Annotated in this window: 16 protein-coding genes, 1 tRNA gene and 1 pseudogene; 12 read left to right on the plus strand and 6 right to left on the minus strand. The window is 71.4% G+C overall.

Annotated elements, in window-relative coordinates; translation table 11 throughout:
* Positions 1-14: 14 nt before the first annotated feature.
* On the minus strand, positions 15-626 hold the full coding sequence (locus ACZ466_RS21390) for a short chain dehydrogenase (protein WP_378280490.1): 612 nt from the start codon (positions 624-626) through the stop codon (positions 15-17).
* Between the two features lie 293 nt (positions 627-919).
* Between ACZ466_RS21390 and ACZ466_RS21395 the strand changes: the two genes are divergently transcribed.
* Complete coding sequence (locus ACZ466_RS21395) at positions 920-1,537, plus strand: TetR/AcrR family transcriptional regulator (protein WP_378280492.1); 618 nt, start codon at positions 920-922, stop codon at positions 1,535-1,537.
* A 43-nt stretch (positions 1,538-1,580) separates the two neighbouring features.
* Complete coding sequence (gene dnaE, locus ACZ466_RS21400; protein WP_378280494.1) at positions 1,581-5,159, plus strand: DNA polymerase III subunit alpha; 3,579 nt, start codon at positions 1,581-1,583, stop codon at positions 5,157-5,159.
* A 48-nt stretch (positions 5,160-5,207) separates the two neighbouring features.
* On the opposite strand, the gene ACZ466_RS21405 is transcribed toward dnaE, so the two are convergent.
* Complete coding sequence (locus tag ACZ466_RS21405; protein WP_378280496.1) at positions 5,208-6,005, minus strand: DUF4253 domain-containing protein; 798 nt, start codon at positions 6,003-6,005, stop codon at positions 5,208-5,210.
* A gap of 179 nt (positions 6,006-6,184) precedes the next feature.
* On the opposite strand from ACZ466_RS21405, the gene ACZ466_RS21410 reads away from it, so the two are divergent.
* The 9 genes and pseudogenes from ACZ466_RS21410 to ACZ466_RS21450 all read left to right on the plus strand — a co-directional run bounded on the left by ACZ466_RS21410 (position 6,185) and on the right by ACZ466_RS21450 (position 12,480).
* On the plus strand, positions 6,185-7,456 hold the full coding sequence (locus ACZ466_RS21410) for an amidase (protein WP_378280498.1): 1,272 nt from the start codon (positions 6,185-6,187) through the stop codon (positions 7,454-7,456).
* 206 nt (positions 7,457-7,662) lie between these two features.
* Positions 7,663-8,253, plus strand: a complete 591-nt coding sequence (locus ACZ466_RS21415) for a hypothetical protein (protein WP_378280500.1) — start codon at positions 7,663-7,665, stop codon at positions 8,251-8,253.
* 40 nt (positions 8,254-8,293) lie between these two features.
* A complete protein-coding gene (locus ACZ466_RS21420) occupies positions 8,294-8,821 on the plus strand; it encodes a hypothetical protein (protein ID WP_378280502.1) in 528 nt (175 codons plus the stop codon).
* Positions 8,822-8,905: 84 nt separating this feature from the next.
* Positions 8,906-9,046: a hypothetical protein gene (locus ACZ466_RS21425; protein ID WP_378280503.1), complete on the plus strand. Its 141-nt coding sequence runs from the start codon at positions 8,906-8,908 to the stop codon at positions 9,044-9,046.
* A gap of 343 nt (positions 9,047-9,389) precedes the next feature.
* Entirely contained in the window at positions 9,390-9,971 is a 582-nt protein-coding gene (locus tag ACZ466_RS21430; RefSeq protein WP_378280505.1) for a TetR/AcrR family transcriptional regulator, read from the plus strand.
* 33 nt (positions 9,972-10,004) lie between these two features.
* Positions 10,005-11,057 (plus strand): annotated as a pseudogene (locus tag ACZ466_RS21435) (isochorismatase family protein); the annotation flags it as partial.
* Between the two features lie 235 nt (positions 11,058-11,292).
* Complete coding sequence (locus ACZ466_RS21440) at positions 11,293-11,532, plus strand: helix-turn-helix domain-containing protein (RefSeq protein ID WP_378280685.1); 240 nt, start codon at positions 11,293-11,295, stop codon at positions 11,530-11,532.
* Positions 11,533-11,558: 26 nt separating this feature from the next.
* On the plus strand, positions 11,559-12,161 hold the full coding sequence (locus tag ACZ466_RS21445; RefSeq protein WP_378280508.1) for a DUF7691 family protein: 603 nt from the start codon (positions 11,559-11,561) through the stop codon (positions 12,159-12,161).
* A gap of 31 nt (positions 12,162-12,192) precedes the next feature.
* A complete protein-coding gene (locus ACZ466_RS21450; protein WP_378280510.1) occupies positions 12,193-12,480 on the plus strand; it encodes a hypothetical protein in 288 nt (95 codons plus the stop codon).
* Between the two features lie 14 nt (positions 12,481-12,494).
* Here ACZ466_RS21450 and ACZ466_RS21455 read toward each other — a convergent pair whose 3' ends face one another.
* The gene (locus ACZ466_RS21455) at positions 12,495-12,713 is read right to left on the minus strand and encodes an EF-hand domain-containing protein (RefSeq protein WP_378280512.1); all 219 of its coding nucleotides are present in this window, start codon (positions 12,711-12,713) and stop codon (positions 12,495-12,497) included.
* Positions 12,714-13,067: 354 nt separating this feature from the next.
* On the opposite strand from ACZ466_RS21455, the gene ACZ466_RS21460 reads away from it, so the two are divergent.
* The gene (locus ACZ466_RS21460; protein ID WP_378280514.1) at positions 13,068-13,472 is read left to right on the plus strand and encodes a hypothetical protein; all 405 of its coding nucleotides are present in this window, start codon (positions 13,068-13,070) and stop codon (positions 13,470-13,472) included.
* A gap of 98 nt (positions 13,473-13,570) precedes the next feature.
* Here the strand turns inward: ACZ466_RS21460 and ACZ466_RS21465 are convergent.
* The 3 genes from ACZ466_RS21465 to gyrA form a co-directional block, all read right to left on the minus strand.
* Positions 13,571-13,647: transfer RNA gene (locus ACZ466_RS21465), tRNA-Ile, on the minus strand.
* Positions 13,648-13,762: 115 nt separating this feature from the next.
* Positions 13,763-14,731, minus strand: a complete 969-nt coding sequence (locus ACZ466_RS21470; RefSeq protein ID WP_378280516.1) for a DUF3566 domain-containing protein — start codon at positions 14,729-14,731, stop codon at positions 13,763-13,765.
* Between the two features lie 133 nt (positions 14,732-14,864).
* Positions 14,865-17,372: a DNA gyrase subunit A gene (gene gyrA, locus ACZ466_RS21475; protein ID WP_464043915.1), complete on the minus strand. Its 2,508-nt coding sequence runs from the start codon at positions 17,370-17,372 to the stop codon at positions 14,865-14,867.
* Between the last annotated feature and the right edge of the window lie 86 nt (positions 17,373-17,458).

A 17,458-nucleotide genomic window follows, 5' to 3' on the forward strand; every position in this document is an offset into this window, starting at 1 on the left:
TGGCGCTCCTCACCTCACTCTATAGACAGACCTGTCGGTCTGGACGGCCGGAACGTCCGCCCCTGGTCGGCACCCTCCACGGCGGCGACGTAGTCCTTCACCACCTCGCCGACGGGCGTGCCCTCGGAGGCGTCCATGCCCAGGGACTCCAGCGTCTCCGCCACCCAGCCCGGGCTGACCACGTTCAGGCGCAGCCCGCGGGGCATCTCGATCGCCGCGCCCGCGACGAACGCCTCCAGCCCAGCGTTCACCATGGCGCCAAGCGCGCCGCCCGCCATCGGGCGCTCGAACACCCCGCCCGTGAGCGTGGCCGAGCCGCCGTCCCGCAGGTACCGGACCGCGCACCGGACGAGATGGACCTGCCCGAACAGCTTTGGCCGTACGACGTCCTCCACGTCCACTCCGGGGCCGGAGTCCAGGGGCGTCAGCGGGGCGCCGGCCGCGCAGCACACCACCGCGTCCACGTCCGGGACGGACGCGAAGAGCGCGTCGATCGAGGCGGTGTCGTTCATGTCCACCCGCACCGGGCCGCGCCGCGACGCCCGGACGACCTCGTGCTCCTTCTCCAGCGCGGCGGCGACCGCGGATCCGATGATCCCGCTCGCCCCGATCACCACGATCTTCATGTCAGGCCGCCTCCATCCGATGCCGCTGCCGCCGTGTGCCGGCCGTTCCCGGTACGCCCGCACGTACGCGGCGAGTTCGTCGTCTCCCAGGCGGCCGCGCCGTGCACGACGAACGGCCGCTCGTACCGCATTCCGGCGAGGTCCACCTCTCCCGGGTACCAGACAGACAGGTCTGTCTAGTACTGTCCACACACTAGGCAGCCGGATCCGTCCGGTCAAGACGCGAGCCACGACCCGCGCGCATTAAACATGCGCTTTAAACGTTTGCTTGAAACGAGGTAGGGTCGGGCGCCATGGGACAACGTGAACGCCTGCTGTCCGCGGCCCGGCGCCTCCTGGCGGAGCGCGGGTACGCGCGCACCACCTCGCGCGACCTCGCGGCGGCCGCCGACGCCAACGTCGCCTCGATCAACTACCACTACGGCTCCAAGGAGGAGCTGCTCACCGCCGCGCTCCTGGAGACCGTCGACGCCTGGGGCGAGAAGGTCGTCCACACCCCCGGCGAGGCCCCCCCGGAGGCGGGCGGGACGAAGACGGGGGCCGGTGCGGCCGCGACGGGGGCCGAGCGGCGGCAGCGGTTCGCGACCATGTGGAAGGCGGTGATCGAGTCGTACGTCACCGACCGCGCGATGATCGTTTCCACCATCGAGGCGCTGTCCCAGGCGGGCCGGCTCCCCGGCGTGCGCGAGCAGATCGCCGCCGCCTACGAGCGGTCGCGCGAGCCGATGGGCGTCGCCTTCCCCGGCGTCGACCCCGGCGACGAGCAGGCGGTCCGCGCCGTCGGATCCGTGCACATGGCGCTGGTCGCCGGGCTCTCGCTCCAGTGGCTGGTGGACCCGGAGAACGCGCCGTCCGCCGACGACGTGGCGCTCGGCCTCCAGGCCATGCTGGACGCGCTCCGTCCCGAATAAAGCGGCCGATTCCGAGAACGCAGGACGGGAGGGGGACGGACCGGTGGGGTCCCAGGAATTCACGCACCTTCACGTGCACACCGAGTACTCCATGCTGGACGGCGCGGCGCGCCTCGAAGACCTCTTCCAGGCGGTCGGCGATCTCGGCATGGGCGCGCTCGCCATGACCGACCACGGCAACCTCCACGGCCTGTACGAGTTCTACGGCCAGGCCGTCGCCGCCGGCGTCACACCCGTGCTGGGCATCGAGGCGTACCTCGCGCCCGAGCACCGCGCCACGCAGAAGCCCGTCCGGTGGGGCACGCCCGCGCAGAAGGGCGACGACGTCTCGGGCGCCGGCGCGTACACGCACATGACGATCTGGGCGCGCGACGCGACCGGGTTGCACAACCTTTTCCGCCTCCAGTCGCGCGCGGCGCTGGAGGGATACTTCCGCAAGCCGCGCATGGACCGCGAGCTGCTCGCGCGGTACGCCGACGGTCTCATGGCGACGACCGGCTGCCCCTCCGGCGAGGTCGCGACGCGCATCCGCCTGGGGCAGGAGGACGAGGCGCTGCGCGCGGCCGGGGAGTTCCAGGACATCTTCGGCAAGGACGATTTCTTCGTCGAGCTGATGGACCACGACATCGACATCGACCGGCGTGCGCGCGCCGGTCTGGAGCGGGTCGCGGCACGGCTCGGCGCGCCCTTCGTCGTCACCAACGACTCGCATTACACCTACGAGCACGAGGCGACCGCGCACTCGGCGCTGCTGTGCGTGCAGACGGGTTCGCGGCTGGACGACCCGGCGTTCCGGTTCGAGGGGTCGGGCTATTTCCTGAAGTCGCCGGAGCAGATGTACGCCATCGACCCGTCGGAGGCGTGGCAGTCCGGATGCCGCAACACCGCGCTCATCGCGGGACGGGTCGACACCGCGGGGATGTTCGACCGCAAGGACCTCATGCCGCGCTTCCCCGTCCCCGAAGGGGAGACGGAGGAGGGCTGGTTCCGTGCCGAGGTGTGGCGTGGCCTGGCGCGGCGTTTTCCCGACGGCTACGGCGACGGTTCCGGCAGCGATGGACGCGGCGGTGGGCGTGCCGAGGAGGAGTACCGGCGGCGCGCCGAGTTCGAGATGGGCGTCATCGCCGAGATGGGTTTCCCGTCGTACTTCCTGGTCGTCGCCGACTTCATCATGTGGGCCAAGGAGAAGGGCATCGCGGTCGGGCCGGGGCGCGGTTCGGCGGCCGGGTCGCTGGTGGCGTACGCGCTGGGCATCACCGACCTCGACCCGATCCCGCACGGCCTCATCTTCGAGCGCTTCCTCAATCCCGAGCGCGTCTCGATGCCCGACATCGACATAGATTTCGACGAACGCCGCCGCGGCGAGGTCATCCGGTACGTCACCGACCGCTGGGGGGCGGACAAGGTCGCGCAGATCGTGACGTTCGGCGTCATCAAGGCGAAGGCCGCGGTGAAGGACGCGTGCCGCGTGCTGGGGCATCCGTACGCGCTCGGCGACCGCATCACCAAGGCGATGCCCGTGGACGTGGGCGGCAAGGGGATCCCGCTGTCGGGCATCTCCGACTCCTCCCACCCGCGCTACGCGGAGGCGGCGGAGGTCCGGGCGCTGTACGAGGGCGACTCCGAGGTCCGCCAGGTGATCGACACCGCCCGCGGGCTGGAGGGCCTGATCCGGCAGACCGGGGTGCACGCGGCCGGGGTCATCATGTCCGCCGAGCCGCTGACCGAGCACGTCCCGGTGTCCATGCGCCCGCAGGACGGGACGGTCATCACGCAGTTCGACTACCCCACGTGCGAGTCGCTCGGGCTGCTGAAGATGGACTTCCTCGGCCTGCGCAACCTCACCATCATGGACGACGCGGTCAAGGCGATCCGCCGCCACCGCGGCCTCGACCTGAACCTGCTCGACCTGCCGCTGGACGACACGCCGACCTACGAACTGTTCGCGCGCGGCGACACGCTCGGGGTGTTCCAGTTCGACGGCGCGGCGATGCGGTCGCTGCTGCGGATGATGCGGCCCGACACGTTCGCCGACATCACCGCCGTGACCGCGCTCTACCGGCCGGGTCCGATGGGGATGAACTCGCACACCAACTACGCGCTGCGCAAGAACGGCCAGCAGGAGGTCACTCCGATCCACCCCGAACTGGAGGAGCCCCTGGAGGACGTCCTCGGCGAGACGTACGGGCTCGTCGTCTACCAGGAGCAGGTGCAGCGCGCCGCGCAGAAGCTCGCCGGCTACTCGCTCGGGCAGGCCGACCTGCTGCGCCGCGCCATGGGCAAGAAGAAGAAGGAGATCCTCGACAAGGAGTTCATCCCGTTCCAGAAGGGGTGCAGGGAACGCGGCTACTCCGATGAGGCCGTCCAGGCGGTGTGGGACGTCATGGTGCCGTTCGCCGGCTATGCCTACAACAAGGCGCACGCGGCGGCGTACGCGCTCGTCTCCTACTGGACCGCCTACCTGAAGGCCAACCATCCGGCCGAGTACATGGCGGCGCTCCTCACCAGCGTCAAGGACGACAAGGACAAGATGGCGGTATATCTGGGGGAGTGCCGCCGGATGGGCATCCGCGTGCTGCCCCCGGACGTGAACGACTCCGACGCCGAGTTCACGCCGCAGGGCGACGACCGCATCCGCTTCGGGCTGACCGCCGTGCGCAACGTCGGCGCCAACGTCGTCGACTCGATCCTGGCGACCCGCGCCGAGCGGGGGAGGTTCCGGTCGTTCCCCGACTTCCTGGACAAGGTGGAGGCGGTGGTCTGCAACAAGCGCACCGTCGAGTCGCTGATCAAGGCGGGCGCGTACGACTCGCTCGGGCACACCCGCAAGGGGCTCGCCGAGCAGCACGAGCAGGCCGTCGACGCCGTCATCGGGGTGAAGCGCAGCCGCGCGTTCGGGCAGCACGACCTGTTCGCCCTCGACGTCCCGGACGACGCCGGCACCGGGACGGGCTTCGATCTCGGCCTGGAGTTCGCGACGGACGAATGGGACAAGACCCACCGCCTCGCCCAGGAGCGGGACATGCTCGGGCTGTACGTCTCCGACCATCCGCTGCTCGGCCTGGAGAACGCGCTGCGCGCCCGCACCGACCAGCCCATCGCCGCCCTCGTCGCCGACGAGCGCCTCCCCGACGGCGCCGTCGTCACCGTCGGCGGCATCGTCTCCGGGCTGCAGCGGAAGATGACCAAGCAGGGCAAGCCGTGGGCGATCGCCACCGTCGAGGACCTCGGCGGGACGATCGACTGCCTGTTCTTCCCCTCGTCCTACCTGCTCGCCGGCCCGCAACTCGCCGAGGACCGCATCGTCCTGGTGAAGGGGCGGCTGGACAAGCGCGAGGACGTCCCCCGCCTCATGGTCATGGACATGGAGGTCCCCGATCTGGCGGCCGCGTCCGACAGCGCCCCGCTGACGCTCACCTTCGCCGAGCTACGGGTCACCCCGCCGCTGGTCTCCCGGCTCAAGGAGATCCTGCTGGCCCACCCGGGCCCGACCGAGGTGCGCATCAGGCTGATCCGCCCCGAGGGGGACGTCCTCATGCGCATCGACGCGCGCTACTACGTCACCCCGAGCACGGCGTTGAAGAGTGAACTCAAGGCCGCCTTCGGCGCCGACACCGTGTGACCCGCCCCAGGAGGCGCCCAGACTTGTCCACAGCCTGTGGACACGTCGTCAGTCCCACCAGAACGTCCAGCGATCGGCGCCGACGAGGCCCTTGGCGTACTCCTCCAGAGACCCGCTGCCCTGCCACACATTGTCGGGGCAGAACGCGTGGTGCTCGGCCGCCACGTTCAGCGCGTGCTCGAACGTCACCGGAGGCGCCGCGACGGAGAGGTCGAGGGTGTCGAACCCGACCGCCACCACGCGCGCCCCGAACCGCTCCTCCCAGGACCGCACGACGGCCGACAGCTCCTGCGTGTAGCCGGTGTGGTTGACCGGGCCGTCCCACCCGGCCAGCGTGAGCGTGTCGGCGCCGCGCCCGGCCGGCACCAGGCCCAGCAGCCACGAGCGCGACTCCCCCAGCGAGGTCGCCAGCCCGCGCGCCACCGCGTCGGGATCGCGGCCGTCCTCGCCGGGCGCCGCCAGGCCGGGCCACGCGCCGGTGGGGATGTCGGCGTCCTCGTCCTCCTCGGGCTCGGCCGCCACCTCGTCCCAGAAGCGGCGCAGCACCCCGGCGGCCGACAGCACGTCGATGGTGCCCACGGGCGCGGGGGAGAACTCGCGGCTGTGCCACGGACGCGCGTCGTCGCCGCCGAGCGTGTCGAGCAGCAGCGGGTACAGGCCGGTCTCGGCGCGGCGTTCGTACAGCCGCAGCCAGTGGGCGGCCGCGTCCGGGAGCCGCTCGTCCGAGACCCAGAGGACGTCGCGTCCCGCCCACGTCTCGTCGTCGAAGTAGTCCTGGTCGGTCTCCAGCACGGCGCCCGGGGGGAGTCCGCCGGGGAGCTCGGCGAAGGGGGATCCAGTCGGCATGAGGCGCAATCTAGCGCCCGCCTACGACACCCGCGCCCCGATTTCCGCCATCGTCGAAACCCTCGCCGCCCGGACCCGCCGGCCGCGTGGCGGCCGCGGAAACACGGACGACATGGGTACGAAACAAACGGTGTCTACAACATGATTCGGCCTGACCGAATCGAGAAGTAGGGACACTGATGAGCGATATGGCACGCCGCCGCCTCCTGGGCGCCGCCACCGCGGCCGGAGTGGCCGGGCTGGCCCTCGGCGGCTCCCCGGCGCACGCCGCCGGACCCGCCGGGCGCGGACGGCCCGCCACCGTCCCGAACCCCGTGTGGCGCACGATCGGCGCCCCCCTCGCCCGCGGCGCACGCTCCGGCCCCCTGGCCCACCGCACCGTCGCGGTCAAGGACCTGTTCGCCGTCGCCGGAGAGCGCATCGGCGCGGGGAACCCGTTCTGGCTGGAGCAGGCGCCCGTCGAACGCCGGCACGCCGCGGCCGTCCAGCGCCTGCTGTCCGCCGGCGCAGACGTCACCGGACTGGCCGCCACCGACGAGCTCGCCTACAGCCTCGCCGGGATCAACATCCACTACGGCACCCCGCGCAACCCCGCCGCGCCGGGACGCGTCCCCGGCGGGTCCAGCAGCGGCCCCGCCTCGGCCGTGGCCCAGCGGCTCGCCGACATCGGGCTCGGCACCGACACCGGCGGCTCGGTACGGGTGCCCGCGTCCAACTGCGGCCTCTACGGGATCCGCACCACCCACGGCCTCGTCTCCCGCGACGGCCTGCTCCCGCTCGCCCAGTCGTTCGACACGGTCGGCTGGTTCACCCGCGACGCCGCCCTCTTCGGCGCCGTGGCCCGCGTGTTCCTGCCCGCCGCCGCCCCCGTCCGCCGCCTGATCGTCCCGGCCGACCTGCTGGCCCTCGCCGAGCCCGCGACCGCCGCCGCCGTCCGCGCCGCCGCCCTCGCCCTGGCCGGGGACAAGGGGCTGACCGTCACCGAGCCCGACCGCACGTTCGGCGCCGACCTCGCGGACTGGGCGAACGCCTTCCGGATCGTCCAGTCCTCCGAGGCGTGGGCCAACCACGGCGCCTGGATCGAGGCCAACCCCGGCGTGCTCGCCGCCGAGATCCACGCCCGCTTCGCCGGCGGCGCCGCCGTCACCGCACAGGAGCTCCGCGACGCCAGGGCCACGATCGAGAAGGCCCGCGCCCGCGTCCGCGCCCTCGTCCCGGAAGGCACCGCGCTGGCACTGCCCGCCGCCTCCGCCCCCGCCGTCCCGCTCGGCGGCTCCGCCGCCGAGGTGGACGCCGTACGCGGCGCCACCCTCCGCCTGACCTGCGCCGCCGGCGTCTCCGGCCTCCCCTGCGCCGTCTTCCCCGGCCCCAAGGCCGACGGCCTCCCCGTAGGCCTGGCCCTCATAGGCGCCCCCAACACCGACCGCTCCCTGACAGCCTTGGCCGACTAACCCCGCCAGCCGACCACGGCCGAGGCCCGGCGTCCGGTCGGCCGGTCAGATTCGGTCGGACGGTTGGGGCCGCAGGGCTTGGGCCCGAGGGGCGGGGGTCTTGCACGGGCGGGATGTTTCGGGCGAAGGTAGTGCGCGCGACGGGGCCGGTGCGGATGCCGCGCCCCGCCCGGGGACCGGCATTCCGACGGGGAGGATGAGGACCGGTGAGCGAAGAGCTCGATCAGGTGTTCGGCCAGCTGGTGAAACGCAGCTGGCAGCGGTTCGACGAGGAGCGGCGGGCGCGCGAGATCGACGACCTGCTGGTCGGCGCCGTGGTGGTCGCGATGGTGGCCGAGGGCAACTCCCTCATCGACCTCAACTCCAACGGCGACCACCACCATCTGCGGTTCGAGCACCCGCAGGGCAAGCAGCGCGTCATGTTCCGGCTCACGCACGCCACCGGAAGCCTCGCCGCCGCCAGGACGCTCGGCCACTACGCGTCCGTCCACATGGGGTACGGCGAGCGCGTGCAGGACACCCGCACCGTCTGGCAGGCCCTCAAGTCGGAGATCAAGAGCGGTTTCCTGGACGTGGGCGAGCCCGGCGTGATGACCGTGGACGCCGACCTGACCACCGGCTACGTGTACGTGCAGGTCGAGCTGCTACTCGACCTCGAACCGTACTTCGCCGACGACTACACCGTCCGCTACCCCCTGCTGCAGCAGCATCTGTCGGCCGTCCGCCAGGCCCTGGCCAAGTACCTGCGGGGACGGCTCGCCGCCGGTGCGCCCGGCGCCGCCGGCGCCCCCGCCTGACCCGCGGCCACCGGCCGACCAACCCCTTCAGGAGGTCTCGATGCTGTCGCTGCTGTCGAAGTTCAAGAACAGCGCCGAAGCGCGGGAGAGCAAGGACGAGGTCCTGATCGGCGAGATGGTGTTCGCCATGGCGCACCTGGGGTGCCCCACCATCGGCTTCCACGCCGGGACCGATCTGCAGTACGTGAAGTTCAAGCCCGTCAAGGACGACGTGCTCTACAGCATGACCATCGTGCTGGACCGCAAGACCGGCGACAGCGCGCTGCAGCAGGCGGTCATCGGCAGCAAGGCCACGCTGATGTTCGTGGGCGAGGTCAAGAACCACCTCGCCGACCCCGACGACCTGGTGGCGATGTTCAGGACCGACATGGCCAACCTGTTCCGCAACCCGTGGATGGGCGACATCAAGCTCGACCACCAGCTCAACTCCGTGACGGCGACCAAGAAGCAGATCATCGACATCGACCGGCTCATCAGCGCCGATCCGGCGGGCCGGGAGCAGCTCAGCCAGATGCTGCGCGGGACGATGCTGGAGCTGCGGGAGAAGCTGGTGCCGTACAAGAAGTGAAGACCACCCTGGTACAGGGCCTCGCGGCATATGCCCGCGGGGCCCTGTTCCTTCCCGGGAATTGCCCTTGTCCTTGGGGAAGCCGTGCCGCGGGGCGTCGGCCCCATCCGGGTGCGGGAGCTGCTGGACCTCGCCAAGCGGCCGGGCGGCCCCGGCAACGTGAGCCACGTGGTGGCCGAGGTACTCACCCGCGAGCCTGTGGACGGCGGTGATCCCCAGGCGTGAACAACCGGCTCCCGCCGCGATCCACCGTCCGTCCCCCGGCGCCTTCTCCCCAGCTCAGCCGCCCACACCCGGGCTGACCTGCCGGAAGGCCCGAACGCGCCGACTTCGTCCACAGCCTGTGGATAACCTGCTCCACAAGGGCCCCGGCGAGCCGCCGGCTCGTTGTCCGCAGCGATATCCCCAGGAGGCTCGATCCTCACATGCCGGGACGGGGCGCCGCGGCCGGCGACACGTCCACCGCGGCGCCCTCCCGCCACGGGCGGCTCTCCGCGCCGTTCCGCCGTGGCCGTGAGCGTCGGCGCAGTACGCTGAGCTGCGAGTTCTCCGTCCAGCGAGGAGGGTCATGCCGTCCGGTGCCGGCCCCTGGCAGGGCACGATGCGGCCCGCGCCTCCCCGCAGGGCGGACGCGCGCCGCAACCACGAACGGCTGCTGGAGGTGGCCAGGGAGCTGTTCGAGGAGCGCGGCGCCGGCGTCCCGCTCGACGAGATCGCCCGCCGGGCCGGGGCCGGGAACGCCTCCATGTACCGGCACTTCCCGACCCGCCGCGACATGATCGTCGCCGTGTACGCCGACGAGGTCGAGCGGCTGTGCGCCAAGGGCCGCGACCTCCTGGACGCCGAGGCGCCCTGGGACGCCCTGTTCACCTGGCTGCGGGGCTTCGTCGAGCACGTCGCCGGCAAGCGCGAGCTGATCCTGGCGATCCCCGAGGACCGCGACGGCGAACGCTCGCAACTGTTCGAGCGCTGGCACGACGCCATGCACGCCACCGCCGGCGCCCTCCTCGCCCGTACGGGCGCGCGGCACGACGTGGCCGACCTCGTCGCCGCGGCGCACGGCATCGCGCTGGCCGCGTCCGGCCCCGACCAGGCCCACCGGCTCCTGGAATACTTCCGCCGCGGCATCCGCGCCGCCCCCGGGCCATGACCGGATCGTTCCGCCACCTGACGCGATCGGGCGTTGTCCGGGCGGAACACCGCGAGCAGGCTTGGAAGACATGAGCCGAGCCCTTCTCGTCTCGACGTCCAGGAGTCGTTCCGCCACCACCCGCTGTGGCCGCTGATCTCCGCCCCCGACCTCCCTGACCGGATCGACCCGCTGATCGGCGCCGTCCGGGCGGCGGGCGACCGCGTCGTCTGGGTGCTGCACGCCGAGCCGGGGACGGGCGGCCCGTTCGACCCGGCGTCCGGGCACGTCCGGCCGATGGACGGCCTCGCCCCGGCGGGCGGCGAGCCCGTCCTCACCAAGACCTCGCACAACGCGTTCACGACCACGAACCTGCACCAGTACCTGACCGCGCACGGCGTCCGCGAGCTGGTGATCTCCGGGATCCGCACCGAGCAGTGCTGCGAGACGACCGCGCGGATCGGCGCGGACCTCGGCTACCGCGTGACCTTCGTGACCGACGCGACCGCGACCAACCCGATCCCCCCCGCCCGGCTCCCCGCCCGGCCTCACCCCCGCCCAGGTGCTGGCCGACCCGCGCACGCTGCCGGTGGACGACGTCATCGCCGGGACGGAGTACGCGCTGTCCGGACGCTTCGCCGAGATCCGCACCATCGCCGACCTCACCCGATGACACGCGTGACCTTCCTCCTGGTGCCGGGGCTGCACCTGCTCGACCTGGCCGGCCCCGCCCAGGTGTTCTCCGGCCTGGACTACGAGCTCGGCTACGTCGCCGAGGAGCCCGACGTCCCGACCGCACAGGGGATCACCGTCCGCGCGTCCACCGCCTGGCCGGAGCCGCGGGCCGGGGACGTCGTCGTGGTCCCGGGCTGGCGGGCGCCCACCCTGGCCTCCTCAGGGCCGCTCAGCCCGTCGACGCTCCGGCGCCTGCGCGACCACCACGAGGCCGGGGCCACCCTCGTCAGCGTGTGCGCGGGAGCGGACGCCCTGGGCCGCGCGGGCCTCCTCGACGGGCGCCGCTGCACGACGCACCACGACGTCCAGGACGAGCTCGCCCGGCGCCACCCGAGGGCCACGGTCGTCCGCGACGTCCTGTACGTCGTCGACGGCCGGATCGTCACCTCCGCCGGGATCGCCAGCGGCATCGACCTCGCCCTCCACCTGGCCGCGCTGTGGCACGGCCCGGCCGTCGCCGCCCGCATCGCCCGCGACATGGTGGTCTACACGCGGCGCAACGGCACCGAACCGCAGGCCAGCGCCGTCCTCCGCCACCGCTCCCACCTCTCGGACCTGGTCCACCGCGTCCAGGACGTCATCGACGCGCTTCGCCGAACCGCTCCCCCTGGACGCCCTCGCCCGCGCCGCCGGATGCAGCCCCCGTACCCTGACCCGCTCCTTCGGCGCCGCGACCGGTCTCACCCCGCTGCGCTACCAGCAGACCCTGCGCCTGGAACGCGCCGAGCACCTCATCGGCCGGGGCGCCACCGTCGAATCGGCCGCCCGCGCGGTCGGCTTCACCGACGCCCGGATGCTCCGCCGCCTCCGTGGAACAGCTCCGGCCGCACAAGCGTCTGACGGTTGATCGATTTCCGACCGAGGGGACCCGGTGTGAGCTACGGGATCATGGCGTACGCCGTGCATCTGAAGGGCGTCAAGGCGATGATCGGCTCCGGCGGCCAACGGCTGCTGGACGACCTGCTGGCCTCCCGGGCCCGCGACCTGGAGGACCTCGACGAGCTGCGCGGCAACGTCGGCCTGGACGGCGACGACGTCACCTCCGCGCGGGGCGCCCTCACGCACATGATCATGGGGGAGGAGTACGACGCCCGCGTCGGCTTCCTGTACGGCTACTGCCTCAAGATCCTCATCGAGACGCACCGCTCCTCGGAGTTCCTCCCCAACAGCGGCTGGTCGGCGATGCGTTTCAGCTGGTTCGAGACGGTCGGCTCCGAGATGAAGGCGGCCGGGGTGGACTTCGACCCCACCGACCTGATCTTCACCGGCGTCCCGGTCGCGCTCCCCCGCATCGACGACTTCCCCACCATCGGCCACATCGCCCCCGCCGCGATGCCCGCCCTCCTGACCTCCTTCGACGGCATGAACGCCGAAGCCGTCACCGAGTACGGCGCCCTCGACTCCATCCGCGAAGTCCAGGACTGGCTGCGCACCTGCCACTCATCCGGCCGCGACCTGGTCTGCTTCTACCACTGAGCACCTCCCGGTCCAGCAGGAAGGCCACGCCATGGGCAGATCCTTCGCGGCGGCGGCGCTGGCCGTGCCCGGCATGGGACTGCTCGCCGCGGGTTTCGTCGCCAGCCTGTACCCGAACCCGTGGGGCTTCGACGGACACAGCCGCCTCACCTGCGGGAGCGCCTTCCTCTTCTCCCTGGACGGCTACTCGCCCAACCATTCCAGCTGCCCCGCCCGCCGGACCGGGATGCGGATGCTCTCCGCGTCCCTCGCGTGCGCGGGGCTGTGGTGCATCGTGTTCGGCGGATGGCTGCTGGGCCGGCGCCCCGCACCCTACTGACAGCGACGACGCTCCTAACGGTCCTCGCCGAGGAACTCCTCGTAGGAGATCTCCCCATCGGCGTTCTTGTCGGCGGTGGCGATGTAGGCGTCGATCTCCTCGACGGAACGGGGGTCGCCGGACGCGGCGAGGGCGGCGATGAGTTCGTCCCTGCTGAGGTAGCCGGAGCCATCGGTGTCGAACGAGCGGAACTCGGCCAGGTGGTCCGTGTCGGGGTTCTCATGCTTGCCCATGGAACTGCTCCTCACGTCGCTTCATGGCCAGCGTAGAGGCCCCGTCCCGACAGAAACCAGAAGCCCCCACCACCTGCCCGGTGGGCTTCCGCGCTGGTGGGCCCAGGTGGACTGGAACCACCGGCCTCGATGGTGGCCGGCTCTCTCCGTCATCGTGACCGCGTGCTCGCTGATCACGTGCGGCGGCGTTCGCCGGTGTTGCCGTCACGGCTGCCGGAGTGACCAGGACGAGCAGTACCCCTACCTGACCATCAAACGGACGGCCCATCAAAGCCGTCCGTTCCGCGCAGGCCGTGACAAGCCGGCCATGGAGTACGTTCAGGATCTCGGACCGGGTGCGGGCTGGGAGTGTGGATGGTCTACGGCGTGAAGTTCTTCGGCAAGCGGAGTGATGTCACGGCCTCTGACGCTCTCGATCAACTCGCGGCGGCAGTCGCGGAGACGGGTGGTCCCGTCCTGCTGCAGGAGAGGGGCGGGGGGCTGGGGACCTCCTGGTGTGATCTCACCGGCGAAAAGGCCTCAGGCACCCACCCGCTGCATGTGCAGGTGTGGACAGGTGTCCAAGAGCTGGCCGAGGAGATCCTCCAACTCACACCGGACGGCGACACCCACGGCATCTGGGGAAGTGACCTGCTGGTCTCCGTCCAGCTCATCGGGGAAGTCGACTGGGCACTGATGCGGCGTGTCTGGGATGTCCTGGTGAAGCAGTGGGGCGCCGTCCCCCACGACGACATCTCAGAGTTCGAGATCACCTTCTGAAACGGTGGTTGCCCAGCTCACGCCCGGTCTTCTCGTCCGAGAGCCGTCGCCCCGGAAACCAGAAGCCCCCACCGGACACCCGGTGAAGGCTTCTGGAGTGGTGGGCCTAGGAGGACTTGAACCTCCGGCCTCATCCTTATCAGGGATGCGCTCTAACCGACTGAGCTATAGGCCCGTGCTGTGCCGCCGCCCTAGCGGCGCAACGAGAGATTACCCCATCCGGCGTGACAACCGGAAATCGATAAACGCGGGGCGGCGGCGGCAGCCTTCGACCGGTCGTCACACGGTCGTCACTCGGCCTCCTTGAGCGTGACCTCGACGCCTCCGACCAGGTCGGCGGCCAGGTTGTAGATGACCGAGCCGACCGTGGACAGGGCGGTGATCAACAGCACGTTCAGCGCGCCGACCAGCACCGTGTAGCCGAAGACGCGGGCGAAGGAGAACCAGCTCCCGGCGTCCAGGCCGCCGCTGGTCTCCCCCTGGCGGCGGGTGAGGTCGGAGACGGTGTCGGTGATCGCGGAGAACACGCCGAGGCCGGACAGGATCGCGTACAGCACGATCACCGCGACCAGCAGCACCACGAAGCAGACCAGCGACATCACGAAGCTGAACTTCATGACCGACCACGGCTCCAGGCGGGCCAGCTGCAGCTGGGCCTTGCGGGCGGTCTTGCCGCCGCCACCGCCCGGCTTGGCGGAGCCGGGCGACGTGCCGCGCCCGCGGTTCTTCAGGACGCTGCCCGCGAAGCCCGAGCCGAACCGGGACGTGCCCCCGGAGCCGGGCGTGCCCGTGTGACCCGTGCCGGCCTGCGGCGAGGGCCCGCCCGGGTTCATCACCCCCGGAACAGGCGGGGCGGAATGGTCGGCGGGGGGCTCGGGGGCCCCGAACGACGGCTCCGCGCGGCCGCTGGAGACCGAGGCCGCGGGCTCGGCGGGCTTGGTCCAGCTCGGCTCCGAGGAGGAGTCGGAGGCCGCCGGCGGCGCGCCGGGCGTGTCCCTGACCGGGGTGATCTCCGGCTGGTCGCGGCCGGCCGCCTCCCCGGACGGCTCCGGCTCTATCCGGGGGAGGTCGGCCTTGGTCTCCTCCGCCGGCGGGATCTCCACGGTGGCCTCGTCCCGCCCGGGCTTGGCGGCCGAGGCCGCCACGGTCTTCTTGGACTTCTTGGGCTTACCGCCCGCCGGGGAGTCGCCGGAGCCTGATCCCTTGCCGGTACGGCCGGCGTCTGACCGGGCCTCGTCCTTGCCGGGCTGGCTGCTCACGTGTCCTCCTGGCCTAGGGCGTGCTCACTCGTTCCCGGTCCCTCCGCGCGGGGGCGGGGCACCCGCCCGCCCGGAGCGGACCGGGCGCGGCGAACCCGCCCCGGCGGTTCGTGGGCGGAACCGGGGACCTCATTCACCGTCGCCCCCCCTCGTCCGCCTCGGTGTCCGTGTCCTCCATGGACTCTACGTTCCTCGCGATGGCGACGACGCTGTCCCCTTCGGCGAGGTTCATCAGACGGACGCCCATGGTCTGGCGGCCGGACTGCTTGATCTCCGCCGCCGTGGTACGGATGACGCCGCCGTTGGACGTCATCGCGAACACCTCGTCGTCGGGCCCCACCATCAACGCCCCTACCAGCCTGCCGCGAGTTTGCACGATCTTAGCGGTGAGGACGCCCTTACCCCCACGGCCCTGAACCGGGTACTGGTCGATCGGGGTGCGCTTGGCGTACCCGCCCTCGGTGGCCACCAGGACGTCGTGCGCGTCCTGCTGGGCGACCAGCATGTTCAGCACGTACTGGTCGTCGTCGAACCGCATCCCGATGACGCCGCTGGTGGCCCGGCCCATCGGCCGCAGCGACTCGTCGTCGGCCAGGAACCGGATCGCCTGCGCCCCGGTCGACACCATCAGCAGGTAGTCCTCCGGCGACACCAGCCGGGCGGCGATCACCTCGTCGTCGTCGACCAGGTTGATCGCGATGATCCCGCCGGTGCGGGGCGAGTCGAAGTCGCGCAGCGCGGTCTTCTTGACCCGGCCGTTCTTCGTGGCCAGCACCAGGTACGGCGCGACGTCGTAGTCGCGCAGGTCCATCACCTGGGCGATGTGCTCGTCGGGCTGGAACGCCAGGAGGTTGGCCACGTGCTGGCCGCGCGAGTCGCGGCTGGTGTCGGGCAGCTCGTAGGCCTTGGCGCGGTAGACCCGGCCCTTGTTGGTGAAGAACAGGATCCAGTGGTGCGTCGTGGTGACGAAGAACTGGTCGACGATGTCGTCCTGCTTGAGCTGCGCGCCGCGCACGCCCTTGCCGCCGCGCCGCTGCGCCCGGTACAGGTCGGTCTTGGTGCGCTTGGCGTAGCCGCCGCGGGTGATGGTGACGACGACGTCCTCTTCGGCGATGAGGTCCTCGTACGACACGTCCCCGTCGAACGGGATGATCTCGGTGCGCCGCTCGTCGCCGAACTTCTCGACGATCGGGGCCAGCTCGTCGCCGACGATCCGGCGCTGCCGGTCGGGCGAGGCCAGGATGTCGTTGTAGTCGGCGATCTCCGCCATGAGCTTGTCGTACTCGTCGGTGATCTGCTGGCGCTCCAGGGCGGCCAGCTTGCGCAGCTGCATGTCGAGGATGGCCTGCGCCTGGATCTCGTCGATCTCCAGCAGCCCGATCAGGCCCCGCTGCGCCTCCTGCGCCGACGGCGACCGCCGGATCAGCGCGATGACCTCGTCGATCCGGTCGAGCGCCTTGAGCAGGGCGCGCAGGATGTGGGCGCGCTCCTCGGCCTTGCGCAGCAGGAACCGGGTGCGGCGGACGATGACGTCGATCTGGTGCGCCACCCAGTACCGCACGAACTGGTCGAGGCGCAGCGTGCGCGGCACCCCGTCGACCAGCGCGAGCATGTTCGCGCCGAAGGTCTCCTGCAGCTGGGTGTGCTTGTAGAGGTTGTTCAGGACGACCTTGGCGACCGCGTCCCGCTTGAGCACGATCACCAGCCGCTGGCCGGTGCGGCCCGAGGTCTCGTCGCGGACGTCGGCGACCCCGTCGAGCTTGCCGTCCTTGACCAGCTCGGCGATCTTCAGCGCGAGGTTGTCGGGGTTGACCTGGTAGGGCAGCTCGGTGACGACCAGGCAGGTGCGGCCCTGGATCTCCTCGACGTCGACCACGGCCCGCATGGTGATGGAGCCGCGGCCGGTGCGGTAGGCCTCCTCGATGCCCTTGCGGCCGACGATCAGGCCGCTGGTGGGGAAGTCGGGGCCCTTGACCCGCTGGATCAGCGCCTCCAGCAGCTCCTCGTCCGTGGCGCCGTAGTTCTCCAGGTACCACTGGACGCCCTCGGCCACCTCCCGCAGGTTGTGCGGCGGGATGTTGGTGGCCATGCCGACCGCGATGCCGGCCGAGCCGTTCACCAGCAGGTTGGGGTACCGGGACGGCAGGACGTCCGGCTCCTGGGAGCGGCCGTCGTAGTTGGGGGAGAAGTCGACGGTCTCCTTGTCGATGTCGCGCAGCAGCTCCATCGCCAGGGGCGCCATACGGCACTCGGTGTACCGCATGGCCGCGGCGGGGTCGTTGCCGCGCGAACCGAAGTTGCCGTTGCCGTCGACCAGCGGGTACCGCATCGACCAGGGCTGGGCCAGCCGGACCAGCGCGTCGTAGATGGCCGAGTCGCCGTGGGGGTGGTAGTTCCCCATGACGTCGCCGACGACGCGGGCGCACTTGAAGTAGCCCCGGTCGGGGCGGTAGCCCCCGTCGTACATCGCGTACAGCACGCGGCGGTGCACCGGCTTGAGGCCGTCGCGGACCTCGGGCAGCGCGCGCGCGACGATGACCGACATCGCGTAGTCGAGGTAGCTGCGCTGCATCTCGACCTGGATGTCGACCGGTTCGATCCGCTCGCCCGGGTGCCCGCCCTCTGTGGTCACGTCCGTCACTCTGAAAGACCTCTTCTACGTAGTGGAAGGAAGTTCGTCCACGCCGGCGCGGCCACCCCGGAGGGCCGCCGCTCCCGGACGCTCCG

This window comes from Actinomadura rugatobispora, assembly GCF_055379765.1.